The following is a 13531-nucleotide window of genomic DNA, read 5'->3' on the forward strand; positions in this document are numbered from 1 at the left end:
TTGGGTTTTTAAATCCAGTCCGAATATAAAGCAACCGCTAGTATGGCAAGCAGTGCCAACAACAGTACATCAAAGGTTGTGGGGAAGAATAGTGTACGTATACCTTGAAAAATTGTTAAAGGAACAATAAACTGTCCGCAAGCCGCTCCTGCTGTTTTGAGCCACCGCTGCAGCTGATACGAATTTACATTTATTCGTTTCTTCATTTGTACATGCCCCTTTCAATCCACTTGCCCAGGTTAAAGTAAGTATATGAAAAAAGAAAGAAATGGTGCCATTTTTTTGAGCGGATTTTTCATTTTATTTCCAAAATTAGCGAGTGAATGAAAAAATAAAGAGCAGAACAAAAAAATTATGAATATAATCATAAAAAAATGGAGAAGATTATTGACGATTCAACATTTTTTCATATAGTATAATTAAGAGAAATTCATACATAAATACAGTGAATAGGAAGAGTACGGGATGTTCGTCTTTCAGAGAGAGAAATCAGCTGCTGTGAGATTTCTTAAGAATGTGCACTCGGAATGTCGCCTATGAGTAGCTTTTTTGAACAGCTGCATAGCTCAGTAGAAAAAGCCGGTTAATCAACCGTTATGAAATGAAGTGTATAGGCTTATCAAACGGGATACGTCTATAAAAAAAGGTGGTACCGCGAAATCAACTCCTTTCGTCCTTTTATTAGGAAAGGAGTTTTTTTATGTTTATAAAAGCTTTACACAGTTTCTAAAGACTGAAACTTTATATTATGGAGGTATACATTATGTCTGAAAAAGAAGTGACTCTTCCAACGAAGTATGATCCAAAAGCCGTTGAAGAAAATCGTTATCAGTATTGGTTAGACGGGAAGTTTTTTGAAGCAACAAATGACCCTGAAAAAGAGCCATATACAATTGTAATTCCACCCCCAAACGTAACGGGCAAGCTGCATTTAGGGCACGCTTGGGATACAACGTTACAAGACATCTTAACGCGTATGAAGCGCATGCAAGGCTATGACGTTTTATGGCTTCCCGGCATGGACCATGCGGGGATTGCAACGCAGGCAAAAGTAGAAGAAAAGCTTCGCAGCGAAGGGAAAAGCCGCTACGATCTAGGCCGCGAAAATTTTGTAGCCGAAACGTGGAAATGGAAAGAAGAATATGCAAGCTTTATTCGCCAGCAGTGGTCGAAGCTAGGACTTGGCTTAGACTATTCACGCGAGCGCTTCACGCTTGATGAAGGCCTTTCTAAAGCAGTGCGCGAAGTATTCGTAACGCTTTACAAAAAAGGGTTAATCTATCGCGGAGAATATATTATTAACTGGGATCCAGCTACAAAAACAGCTCTTTCAGACATCGAGGTTATTTACAAAGATGTACAAGGTGCGTTTTATCATATGCGCTATCCGTTGGCAGATGGTTCTGGACATATTGAAATCGCAACAACTCGTCCTGAAACAATGCTAGGAGATACGGCTGTAGCTGTTCACCCTGAAGATGATCGCTATAAGCACTTAATCGGCAAAAAGGTTATCCTTCCGATTGTAGGTCGTGAAATTCCAATCGTAGGCGATGATTATGTAGATATGGAATTCGGTTCTGGTGCGGTAAAAATTACGCCTGCTCATGACCCGAACGATTTTGAAATTGGAAACCGTCATAATTTAGAGCGTATTTTAGTGATGAATCAAGACGGCACGATGAATGACAAAGCAGGTAAATATGAAGGAATGGATCGTTTTGCTTGCCGTAAGCAAATTGTTAAAGACCTTCAAGAAGACGGCGTATTGTTCAACATTGAAGACCACATGCATTCAGTAGGTCACAGTGAACGAAGCGGTGCCGTTGTTGAACCTTATTTATCAACTCAGTGGTTTGTAAAAATGCAGCCGTTAGCAGATAAAGCAGTAGATCTTCAAAAACAAGAAGAAAAAGTAAACTTTGTGCCTGATCGTTTTGAAAAGACATACTTACACTGGATGGAAAATATTCGCGACTGGTGTATTTCGCGTCAGCTTTGGTGGGGACATCGCATTCCAGCTTGGTATCATAAAGAAACTGGAGAAGTATACGTAGATCATGAGGCTCCAGCAGATATCGAAAACTGGGAACAGGATTCAGATGTATTAGACACATGGTTCAGTTCAGCGCTATGGCCGTTCTCAACAATGGGCTGGCCGGATGTGGATGCAGCTGATTTCAAACGCTACTACCCAACAAATGTGCTTGTAACGGGCTACGACATTATTTTCTTCTGGGTATCTCGTATGATTTTCCAAGGTCTTGAATTTACGGGTAAACGTCCGTTTGACGATGTACTTATTCACGGTCTTGTACGAGATGCTGAAGGTCGTAAGATGAGTAAATCACTTGGTAACGGCGTAGATCCAATGGAAGTAATCGAGAAATACGGTGCAGATTCTCTTCGCTATTTCTTATCTACAGGAAGCTCACCGGGACAAGATTTACGCTTCAGCTTTGAAAAAGTCGAAGCGACGTGGAACTTTGCAAATAAAATTTGGAATGCTTCTCGTTTTGCATTAATGAACATGGACGGCATCACATTTGAAGAGCTTGATTTATCAGGCGAAAAGTCAGTTGCGGATAAATGGATTTTAACGCGCTTAAATGAAACGATTGAGCACGTAACAAAATTAGCTGACAAATATGAATTTGGTGAAGTTGGACGCATTCTTTATAACTTTATTTGGGATGACTTCTGCGATTGGTATATTGAAATGGCTAAACTTCCTCTTTACGGAGAAGATGAAGCAGCTAAAAAGACCACTCGCTCAATTTTAGCTTATGTACTTGATAACACAATGCGACTTTTACATCCATTCATGCCGTTTATTACTGAAGAAATTTGGCAAAGCTTGCCGCATGAAGGTGAATCAATTACAGTAGCTAAATGGCCGGAAGTACGCGCTGAGCTTTCGGATAAAGAAGCTGCTAACGATATGCGTTTACTTGTAGATATTATCCGTGCTGTTCGTAACATTCGTGCTGAAGTGAACACGCCGATGAGCAAACAAGTAAAATTATTTATTAAAGCTAAAGATGAAAATATTCAAAGTCAGCTTGAAAAGAATCGTGCGTATGTAGAACGTTTCTGTAATCCAAGTGAGCTTGTGATTTCAACCGATGTTTCATTAGATGAAAAAGCGATGACTGCTGTTGTAACAGGCGCAGAATTAATTTTACCTCTTGAAGGTTTAATTAATATCGAAGAAGAAATCGCCCGTTTAGAAAAAGAATACGATAAGTTAAACAAAGAAGTAGAACGTGTACAAAAGAAATTAAACAACCAAGGCTTTATTGCAAAAGCGCCTGCTAAAGTAGTAGAAGAAGAGCGTGCAAAAGAGCAAGATTACGTTGAAAAACGTGAAGCTGTTCAGTCTCGTATTGCTGAATTACGCGGATAATCAATGGGTTAATAAACCAACAGAAAAAGCGTGGCTTGTATAGCGACGCTTTTTCTTTACATAATAATAGCGATGGAAAAGAAAGGTGAATAAAAGATGATAACGACATATGAAGAAGCGCTTGATTGGATTCATAACAGACTTCGCTTTGGAATCAAGCCGGGGTTAGAACGAATGGAATGGATGCTAGAGCAGCTTGATTTTCCGCAGCAAAATATAAATGTTATTCACGTTGCTGGGACGAATGGTAAAGGTTCTACTGTTTCGTATTTGCGAAATATGTTAGAAGAAGCAGGGTATAAAGTTGGAACGTTTACTTCCCCTTATATCGAAACATTTAATGAGCGGATTAGCGTGAATGGACAGCCTATTTCAAATGAAGCAATGACCGCTCTTGTTCAGGAAGTAAAGCCTGTAGTGGAGCGACTAGAACATACGGACTTAGGGTCAGCAACGGAATTTGAAGTGATTACAATCATGGCTTTTCTTTATTTCGGCTATCATGATTCAGTTGACTATGTTGTGTTTGAAACAGGTCTTGGGGGACGATATGATTCAACAAACGTTGTGAATCCTATGGTGAGTATTATTACAAACATTGGATTTGATCACATGGCGATACTAGGTGATACGGTAGAAGAAATTGCAGCAGAAAAAGCGGGGATTATTAAAAAAGAAGTCCCTATTATTACTGGTGCAGAGCAAGTAAAGGCGCTTGACGTCATTGCAGAAGAGGCAAATTTGAAGCAGGCTTCGTTATTTGTGTTAGGAAAAGAATTTAAAATTGAAAACTATGAGCCCTTAGCAAATGGAGAAGGCTTTACGTTAAAAACGCCGTATGGTACATTTGAACACTTGCAATTAAATATGCTTGGCTATCATCAAGTTAAAAATGCAGCTTTGGCTGTGATGGCCGTTTGTTATTTAAAAGAAAAGAAAAAGCTTTCTATCTCCAATGAGCAAATGATAAAAGGGATTCAGCATACAAAGTGGAACGGCCGCTTTGAGATAGTAAATGAGCATCCTTTAACGATTATTGACGGGGCTCATAATGCAGAAGGCATTGATAGCTTGTTATCTACTTTACGCCTTCATTATGAAGATCGAAACATTCATTTAATCTTCAGCTGCTTAAATGATAAAAGCGCTGATCGAATGGTCCAAGAACTTGAAACAATCGCTGCAAGTATTACATTTACGTCGTTTGACTTTCCTCGTGCTCGCGCAGCTGGGGAACTTTATGAGATGAGTACTCATCGTAATAAGCATATGGACGAGGAGTGGAAAAAAGCAATTGCTTACGTAAAGGAAAAGGCGACAGGTGAACAAGACATGGTCGTGATTACAGGGTCTCTGTATTTTATATCAGAAGTGCGGGCCTTTCTTCTCAAATGAGCAGAAGCAGCAAGTGAAATCTTGCTGCTTTTAACATAATGTAAGAAAGGGATACAAATAATAAGGAAGCACTAAGTTCAAAGTATTGTCACTTTCACCCCCTAGGTAAGTGATATATAATAAACATGTACATCACTAAATAAGGAGATTGTTAACATGAGTAAGAATAATGAAAAAATTGTACCGAAAAGTAATAAAAACTTTACCGGTATTATTCTTACCTTTTCAGTGATAGCGAATGTTATTATCTTACTGCTGTTCTTTTCGAATATTGGCTATCAAGGAAAAGTAAGTTTTGATTTGACTATCTTTCCACGGTTAAATGCTATTTTGAATAGTTTTACGTTTATTTTTTTAGTTGCAGCGTTGATTTCAATCTTTAGAAAAAACATCAATGCTCATAGAGGGTTTATCTTAGCGGCATTCACTTCTACACTGCTCTTTTTAGTTTCATATTTAACGTTCCACTATATCTCAACGGAAACAGCTACGTTTGGTGGAGAAGGAATTGTTCGTCCCATTTACTTCTTTATTTTGATCACACACAGTTTCTTAGCAGCGATTATCGTTCCGCTGGCACTGTTTGCACTTGTGTGGGGCTGGACAATGCAAGTTGAAAAACATAAAAAAATTGTGCGATGGACAATGCCAATCTGGCTTTATGTAAGCCTTACAGGTGTAATTGTCTACTTATTTATGGCTCCTTACTATTAAAAAACGTCTGCTTTTGCAGATGTTTTTTTATGCTGTTTTTGTTTTTTAGTGGTATAATCCTTATTACCTATAAAAGGTGTGTTTTAAGGAAGGAGGCATACAGAATATGACTTTTATGGGTATTAAGATTCAGTTTATTAATGAAGGAGCTGTTTGATACTAATCAATAAAAGAGAGGTGTGGAAATGAATAAACTGTCAAAAGAGAATAAAGGACTTTCTCTCACGCAAGTGATTATACTGGTTATCGTAATAGGTCTTCTAGCAGCTTTTCTCATACCGTTTATTGGCAGCTATTTAAAAGGAAAAGATACATTGCCCCATTCAAAAGAAAATCTACAGTTAGTATTCTATACCCCTGAAATGGAAGGAGTCGTATGAGTATAATTTACCTTTATCTATTCGTTTCAGGTATCACTCTAGGTTCATTTTACAACGTAGCAGGCCTTAGAATTCCTCAGGGAAAATCTATTTTATCTGCAAGATCTCATTGTCCACACTGTTTATACGTTCTTTCTCCACAACAGTTAATCCCCGTAGTCTCCTACATTAAAAATGCAGGAAAATGTAGTATGTGTCGCAAAAAAATCTCCTTCATCTACCCGTTCGTAGAATTTTCGACAGGAAGTTTATTTGTATATGCTTTTTTTAAATTGAATATGACGTTAGAACTGATTGTCATATTAACTTTTGTTTCTTTTTTAACAATTATCGTTGTCTCAGATATAGCCTATATGATTGTCCCAAATAAGGTGCTGCTTTTCTTTTTGCCTATCTTTCTTCTTGAGCGTCTTTTCATTCCATTAACTTCGTGGAGTGATTCTTTAATGGGAGGAGGAATCGCATTTTTTCTCCTCTTTCTAATCGCATTTCTCAGCAGAGGAGGCCTTGGAGAAGGAGATATTAAATTGTATGGTTTGATTGGTATTGTGCTTGGAGTAAAGCTTGTTTTGCTATCACTTTTTTTAGCTATATTAATAGGCGGAACCGTTAGTATAGGAGCATTGTTAATGAAAAAGGCAAAGGTAGGTGTACCAATTCCTTTCGTTCCTTTTATTTTTATAGGGACAATCGCTGCTTATTTTCATGGAAACGAATTGATAGATTGGTATGTTAGCAACTATTTTTATTGAGCTTCAAGTCTTCGACAAAGTTAAAATTTCTGTAACTAAATAGCGAAAACCTTTTGTAACAAGACGACAAATGTCTTGTTATTTTTTTTTTCTTCTATGATAGCATGGAAAAAAGTGTATGTTTTATGTCGGTTTACCTCAGCTTACAACCGGTACTAAGACTACGTTAACTAAAGGCGGTGGGGCAGTGGACAAGCAGGAACGAAAAATTTCAATTAAAATCAATGGTCAATCTAAGGATGAGAAGGAAGAACAAGCGCCGGAAAAAGACGAATTTACGTGGGTTCTTCCGGAACCGGCATCCAAAGATTCTCATGTGGAAGAAAATAAAGTGGTGTTTATTGAAGATGTAAGAAATGAAAAGAAGAAAAAGCCGCGATTACACCCTAAAAATGTTTCGATTAAAACAGTAAACGGCGGTGTGATCAAACGAACGGCTGTGATTGTATTACTAGCAGTCGGAATAGGCAGCGGCATCGGTATGGTTGGTGTGAAAATGATGACAGGAAGCGAACAGCCTGTAAGCAAAGCACAAACAAGTGAGCGAGCGAAAGAAGAAAAAGCTGCTCAAACAGCGTCTGCCACTGAAAGTGTTGGTAAAGCTGAAAAGAAAAGCGAACAGGAATCGAAGGATACGTCAGCTGCTGCTTCTACTTTAGACCCTTTTTCCTTTTACATTGTGCAAGCAGGTGCTTTTTCATCAAAAGCTGCTGCAAATAAAGCAATGGATAAATGGAAAGAAGAGAACGAAGCAGGCGAGATTTTTTCACCTAAAACCTATTCTCTTGTCGTTGGTGCTGCCACTGGAGAAGAAAAAGCAAAGGCACTTAGTAAAACGTATAAACAACAAGGTAAAGATGTATATGTAAAGTCTTATGAAATTAAGCCCACTAGCGAATTAGGGAAAAAAGATCAAACGGTTATAACAACAGCGCAGCCGTTTATCGCTAATCTCTTAGATCAATCTGTTAAAGCGATTAAGGGAGAGCGGGTAGCCGATATCAAATCTTTGAAAAAAGAGCTGACAAAAGTTCAGAAAGAAGCGTCAAATGAAGACATTAAAACCATGGTGAGCACCCTTCAAAAGGCTGCGGCTTCTCTATCTTCATATGAAGACAATAAAAGCAGTAAAGACGCTTGGCTTGCTCAGCGATACGTGTTAAAAGCTCTTCAGCAGTATGAAAGCCTTGTAACGTCTTAACAGGTGAGGTAGTGTAATGCTGCCTCACTTGTTTATTGTCATTTAGAGATGAAATTGCTAAAATAACGGTGTGTCCTTCTTTTTTAAAATCAAAATGCAAAGGTGAGATGTATGAAACAAACATTAATTTTAGCCTCAGGCTCTCCTCGTCGAAAAGAATTACTTCAGCAGCTTCACATTCCCTTTACCGTTCACGTTAGTACAATTGAAGAAATCGTCAATCCATCATACACTCCGTCCGAGGTAGTAATGGATTTAGCTAGGCAAAAAGCAGTGGACGTCGCTTCGCATTATAAAGAGGATATGGTCCTAGGCGCCGATACAGTTGTCGTATATGGCAATCGTATTTTAGGAAAGCCAAAAACGAAACAAGAAGCGATTGAAACACTTACGATGCTGTCAGGTCAAAAACATCAGGTGTTAACTGGAGTAGCGTTCGTATCAAATGCAAAAGTTCATACGTTTTATGAACAAACTGATGTAGAGTTTTGGCCGATTGAACAAGATGAAATCGTACAGTACGTAGAGTCAGGAGAGCCTATGGACAAGGCTGGTTCTTATGGAATTCAAGGTCTCGGTGCTGCGCTAGTTAAAAAAATTGAAGGAGACTATTTCTCCGTGGTGGGCTTGCCGCTCTCCCGAACAATACGTGAGCTAAAACAATACGGTTTCGTCTACTAAAAAGGAGTGACGAAATTGGATCAATCATTGCTAATTAAAGATTTTCCTCAAGATGAAAGACCTCGAGAGCGCCTTGTGGCAATGGGTGCTTCTAGTCTTTCTAACCACGAGCTTATTGCTATTTTGCTGCGCACCGGAACCAAAGATGAATCTGTTCTTCAGCTGTCCAATCGCATATTAACGCATTTTGAAGGTCTTCAACTTTTACAGCATGCATCGCTTGATGAAATGATGAATATTAAAGGTATCGGACCTGCAAAAGCGATTCAAATTATAGCGGCTATTGAAATAGGTAAGAGGATTGTACAGCGGAAATCTAGTGAGCGATATACCATTCATGGCCCTGAAGACGGAGCTAATTATGTGATGGAAGAAATGCGCGTGCTGTCCCAAGAGCATTTCGTCTGTTTATACCTCAACACGAAAAATCAAGTTCTCCACAAGCAAACCATTTTTATCGGAAGCCTCAATTCATCTATTGTCCATCCAAGAGAAGTATTTAAAGAAGCCTTTCGTCGTTCAGCTGCATCTCTTATTTGTATTCATAATCATCCCTCCGGCGACCCTACTCCCAGCAGAGAAGATATAGAGGTAACGAAGCGCTTAAAAGAGTGCGGATTTATCATAGGAATTGAATTGTTAGATCATTTAATTATCGGAGATCGAAAATATATTAGTTTAAAAGAAAAAGGATACATGTAAGGCTATGCTTTTTAAAATCCTTGGGTTATAATAGTAGTCATGATTTTAAATGACAAGTTCTTTACAATCATTCGTTATTAATAGACAAAGTATGACTTTTTATCATACAATATTTGGCGTTGACATCTATGAAAAAAGTATAGAAAATAAAAAATGTTACTTATGAAATGAAGAAATTGAATTATGGAATTTTTACCTTTGCATTTTGGTAAGAGAAAGGAAGAGACACATGTTTGGAATCGGTACTAGAGACCTTGGAATAGATTTGGGTACTGCAAATACGCTCGTTTATGTAAAAGGAAAAGGAATTGTTGTGCGTGAGCCGTCTGTTGTGGCTTTGCAAACTGATACAAAACAAATCGTTGCGGTAGGTAACGATGCAAAAAATATGATTGGTCGTACACCTGGGAACGTAGTAGCCCTTCGTCCAATGAAAGATGGAGTTATTGCAGATTACGAAACAACTGCGACGATGATGAAATATTACATCAATCAAGCTCAAAAAACAAAAAGTTTGTTTGCGGGTAAGCCGTATGTAATGGTTTGTGTACCTTCTGGCATTACAGCTGTTGAGAAGCGTGCCGTTATTGATGCGACTCGTCAGGCTGGCGCGCGTGATGCGTATACAATTGAAGAACCATTTGCTGCAGCAATCGGCGCCAATCTACCGGTTTGGGAGCCAACGGGAAGTATGGTAGTAGATATTGGTGGAGGAACAACAGAAGTTGCGATTATTTCTTTAGGCGGAATCGTAACATGTCAGTCAATCCGTATCGCTGGGGACGAGATGGATGAAGCGATTATTCAATATATTCGCAAGAATTACAATTTAATGATCGGTGAGCGTACGTCAGAAGCATTAAAAGTAGAAGTCGGTTCTGCCGGAATTCCAGAAGGTATTGAAAACATGGAAATTCGCGGACGTGACTTACTAACAGGTCTACCGAAAACAATCGAAATTTCAGCAGAAGAAATTGCAGAAGCGCTAAAAGATACAGTGGCTTCTATTGTCGATTCAGTAAAAAGTACATTAGAAAAAACACCACCTGAACTTGCGGCAGATATTATGGATCGCGGTATTGTATTAACAGGCGGTGGCGCATTGCTACGTAATTTAGATAAAGTTATTAGTGAAGAAACAAATATGCCGGTTGTCATCGCAGAAGATCCGCTTGACTGTGTTGCAATTGGAACTGGTAAAGCGTTAGAACACATTGATTTATTTAAAAATCGTACAAGCGATTCATATCGCTAAATATTAAGAGGTGTAGATCGTGCCACAATTTTTCTTAAATAAACGTTTAGTTATTTTATTGGTCAGTATTATTGTATTAGTGGCATTGATTGGTTTTTCGTTAAATGGTCGTAAAAATGTAACGTGGCCTGAACAGTTTGTCAAAGATACGGTTGGTCTTGTTCAGGCTACCTTTAATGAACCCGCACAATTTGTAGCGGGTTTCTTTCAGAATGTAGGTGACTTAAAGCGTACATACGAAGAAAACGAGGTATTAAAAGCCCGTTTAGACGAACGCATGCAATTAGAAACGAAAGCCAACGCTTTGCAGCAAGAAAATAAAAAATTAAGAGCACAGCTCGACAAAAAAACGGATTTAAGTCAATACAATCCAATCGAAGCAACAGTTATTGCTCGTAATCCAGACCGTTGGCATGAGGTAATTGCCATTGATAAAGGGACGGTTCATAATGTACAGGAAAATATGGCTGTTATGACTCCTGAAGGGCTGATTGGTAAAGTGAAGCATGCATCTAAGTTCACATCTACTGTGCAGTTAATTAGTTCATCAGATCGTACAAACCGTGTATCTGCTAAAATTCAGGCTAAAAAAGAAGTGTTTGGTTTAATTGAAGGCTATGATGATAAAGAACAGGCGCTTGTTATGCGTCGTATTCCTTTTGATGCTGATATTAAAGAAAAGCAAAAAGTAGTAACGTCCGGTCTAGGACAAGAAGACGGCATTTTTCCTAGCAATCTTCCAATTGGCGTTATCACAAAAATTGAGCCTGATGAATATGGATTAACGAAAAAAGCTTATATCAAACCTGCTGCTGACTTGTATGACTTAGATAACGTAGTTGTAGCTAAAAGAAGTGCGCCCGCTGCTGAAGACGATTTAGGGGCGGAGGAGGCTAACTGATGAAGCGGTTTGTCCTTCCTATTCTCGTGCTTGTCGTTTTTATGTTTGAAAGTATCTTTGTTAATTTTGTCGCCATGGCATCACCATGGCGAGACTGGGTTCTATCGCCTCACTTTGTTGTAGTGGTACTGGCTTTTATGGCAGTGTATTATCACCCAAAGCAAGCGATGCTATATGGGGTAATCCTTGGATTCATGTACGATATTGCCTTTACGGATGTCTTAGGAGTATACGCGCTTGGATTGCCGGCCGTATGCTATATCGTATCAAAACTAATGAAGATTTTTCAGCAAAATACGCTTATCGTAATCTGCATGTCGCTATTAGCTGTAGCCATTATTGAGTTTTATGTATATGGAATTAATAGCATTATTAATATATCCGATATGACCATTGGTCGCTTCTTGCAAGAGCGATTTTACGCAACCATCATTTTAAATGCCATATTTGCACTCATTTTTGCATTTCCGCTTCAAAGATGTTTTCAATATTTCGCTAAATTTATCGATGAACGCTGATCCGAAAATATATTACGCTTCTCGTTCGTGATGTGATAAAAATGCTGATTGAAGAAACGAAAAAAAGGAATTGAGTAAGTCTCTGTCGAAATTATATATTCGTTGAGGTGAGCGTCTTGAATAAACAAAAGCAACAAAATGTGACAATTAAAGGAACAAAAGATGGATTAACGTTGCATCTCAATGATACATGTTCATTTGCAGAGCTTTTGACGGAACTTAAGACGAAGCTTTTGACAAATAAGCATGGCGATGCCGATCAAATCGTCACAGTGTATGTCAAAATCGGAAATCGTTATTTAACTACAGAGCAGGAAACCGAATTGAAGGCGCTCATAGAAGAAAATCAGTATTTAGTAGTTAAACAAATTGATAGTAACGTTATTTTAAAGCAAGATGCAGTCCGAGTAAGAGAAGAAAGTGAATTAGTATCTGTTACAAAGGTAGTTCGTTCAGGACAGGTTCTCCATGTAGAAGGCGATTTGCTTCTAGTCGGAGACGTAAATCCCGGAGGAACCGTTGTAGCTGGAGGAAATTTATTTGTATTAGGTGCTTTAAAAGGGATTGCTCATGCAGGATATCGCGGCAATAAAAACGCCGTTATTGCTGCATCGTTAATGAAACCTTCACAGCTGCGCATTGCTGATATCATTACCCGATCAGAAGAAGAGCGCAGTGAGAAGGAAGAGAATATAATGGAATGTGCATACTTAGATGATAATGATCAAATGGTGATAGATCGCGTGCAAGCTTTACCGCATCTAAGACCGAATTTGACCAGGGTAGAAAGGAGAATTTGACAGTGGGAGAGGCTATTGTTGTTACGTCTGGTAAAGGTGGAGTTGGAAAAACAACGACATCAGCCAATTTAGGTACTGCTCTAGCATTAGCTGGAAAGCGCGTGTGTCTAGTAGACACTGATATCGGCTTACGCAACTTGGATGTTGTAATGGGGCTTGAAAATCGTATTATTTATGATCTTGTAGACGTGGTAGAAGGTCGATGCCAACCGCAAAAAGCCTTGATTAAGGACAAGCGTTTTGAATGTTTGTACTTACTTCCTGCTGCTCAAACGAGTGACAAAACAGCTGTTCAACCAGAACAAATGCGAGAGTTAGTTCTTCAGTTAAAGCAAGACTATGACTATGTGGTTATTGATTGCCCAGCTGGTATTGAACAAGGCTATAAGAATGCCGTAGCTGGCGCTGATAAGGCACTCGTTGTGACAACACCGGAAGTTTCAGCTGTTCGTGATGCTGACCGTATTATTGGATTATTGGAGCAAGAGGATATCGAATCTCCAAAACTGGTTATTAACCGAATCCGTAGTCATATGATGAAAAATGGAGACATGCTGGACGTGGAAGAAATTTCTCAGCTTCTGGCTGTTGATTTAATTGGAATCGTTGCTGACGATGAAAATGTTATTCGTGCTTCTAACAACGGTGAACCAATTGTCATGGATCCATCAAGCAAAGCATCAATTGCATATCGTAATATTGCAAGACGTATTCTAGGTGAAACGGTTCCTCTTCAATCGTTAGATGAAGAAGATAAGGGAATGTTTGCACGTATTAAACGATTCTTTGGTGTTCGTTCTTAAAAAGCTTCCGATAGAGGAAGCTT

At 38.8% G+C, this 13531-nt stretch carries 14 protein-coding genes and 1 other annotated feature; of the genes, 13 read left to right on the forward strand and 1 reads right to left on the reverse strand.

The features are described from left to right. Positions 1–8 precede the first annotated feature (8 nt). Positions 9–206: a hypothetical protein gene (locus ACNHOZ_RS01220; protein ID WP_013059354.1), complete on the reverse strand. Its 198-nt coding sequence runs from the start codon at positions 204–206 to the stop codon at positions 9–11. A gap of 230 nt (positions 207–436) precedes the next feature. Then, positions 437–681: a binding site (T-box leader), on the forward strand. 82 nt (positions 682–763) lie between these two features. Between ACNHOZ_RS01220 and ACNHOZ_RS01225 the strand changes: the two genes are divergently transcribed. The 13 genes from ACNHOZ_RS01225 (at position 764) to minD (ending at position 13508) form a co-directional block, all read left to right on the forward strand. Then, positions 764–3406, forward strand: a complete 2643-nt coding sequence (locus tag ACNHOZ_RS01225) for a valine--tRNA ligase (protein ID WP_255905708.1) — start codon at positions 764–766, stop codon at positions 3404–3406. A 96-nt stretch (positions 3407–3502) separates the two neighbouring features. Beyond that, the gene (locus ACNHOZ_RS01230) at positions 3503–4801 is read left to right on the forward strand and encodes a bifunctional folylpolyglutamate synthase/dihydrofolate synthase (protein WP_048019714.1); all 1299 of its coding nucleotides are present in this window, start codon (positions 3503–3505) and stop codon (positions 4799–4801) included. A 156-nt stretch (positions 4802–4957) separates the two neighbouring features. Then, the gene (locus ACNHOZ_RS01235) at positions 4958–5515 is read left to right on the forward strand and encodes a DUF420 domain-containing protein (RefSeq protein ID WP_028411723.1); all 558 of its coding nucleotides are present in this window, start codon (positions 4958–4960) and stop codon (positions 5513–5515) included. 185 nt (positions 5516–5700) lie between these two features. Beyond that, positions 5701–5895 (forward strand): hypothetical protein, encoded by a 195-nt coding sequence (locus ACNHOZ_RS01240; RefSeq protein WP_048019715.1) that lies wholly within the window; start codon positions 5701–5703, stop codon positions 5893–5895. Continuing rightward, positions 5892–6647: a prepilin peptidase gene (locus ACNHOZ_RS01245; protein ID WP_048019716.1), complete on the forward strand. Its 756-nt coding sequence runs from the start codon at positions 5892–5894 to the stop codon at positions 6645–6647. Before ACNHOZ_RS01240 ends, ACNHOZ_RS01245 begins: the two co-directional genes overlap by 4 nt. Positions 6648–6765: 118 nt before the next feature. Further along, positions 6766–7848: an SPOR domain-containing protein gene (locus ACNHOZ_RS01250; RefSeq protein WP_048019717.1), complete on the forward strand. Its 1083-nt coding sequence runs from the start codon at positions 6766–6768 to the stop codon at positions 7846–7848. Between the two features lie 111 nt (positions 7849–7959). After that, entirely contained in the window at positions 7960–8529 is a 570-nt protein-coding gene (locus tag ACNHOZ_RS01255; protein ID WP_033579650.1) for a Maf family protein, read from the forward strand. Between the two features lie 15 nt (positions 8530–8544). Further along, positions 8545–9231 carry a RadC family protein gene (radC, locus tag ACNHOZ_RS01260; RefSeq protein WP_028411718.1) on the forward strand — a complete coding sequence of 229 codons (687 nt, stop codon included), beginning with the start codon at positions 8545–8547 and terminating at the stop codon, positions 9229–9231. Positions 9232–9460: 229 nt separating this feature from the next. Further along, a complete protein-coding gene (locus ACNHOZ_RS01265) occupies positions 9461–10486 on the forward strand; it encodes a rod shape-determining protein (RefSeq protein WP_013059345.1) in 1026 nt (341 codons plus the stop codon). Positions 10487–10505: 19 nt separating this feature from the next. Beyond that, on the forward strand, positions 10506–11387 hold the full coding sequence (gene mreC / locus ACNHOZ_RS01270) for a rod shape-determining protein MreC (RefSeq protein ID WP_013059344.1): 882 nt from the start codon (positions 10506–10508) through the stop codon (positions 11385–11387). After that, complete coding sequence (gene mreD, locus ACNHOZ_RS01275) at positions 11387–11905, forward strand: rod shape-determining protein MreD (RefSeq protein ID WP_048019718.1); 519 nt, start codon at positions 11387–11389, stop codon at positions 11903–11905. The genes mreC and mreD overlap by 1 nt, the downstream gene beginning before the upstream one ends. A gap of 116 nt (positions 11906–12021) precedes the next feature. Beyond that, positions 12022–12705 (forward strand): septum site-determining protein MinC, encoded by a 684-nt coding sequence (gene minC / locus ACNHOZ_RS01280; protein WP_028411717.1) that lies wholly within the window; start codon positions 12022–12024, stop codon positions 12703–12705. 2 nt (positions 12706–12707) lie between these two features. After that, on the forward strand, positions 12708–13508 hold the full coding sequence (gene minD / locus ACNHOZ_RS01285; protein ID WP_013059341.1) for a septum site-determining protein MinD: 801 nt from the start codon (positions 12708–12710) through the stop codon (positions 13506–13508). Positions 13509–13531: the final 23 nt, after the last annotated feature.

The organism is Priestia sp. D51 (assembly GCF_053345675.1).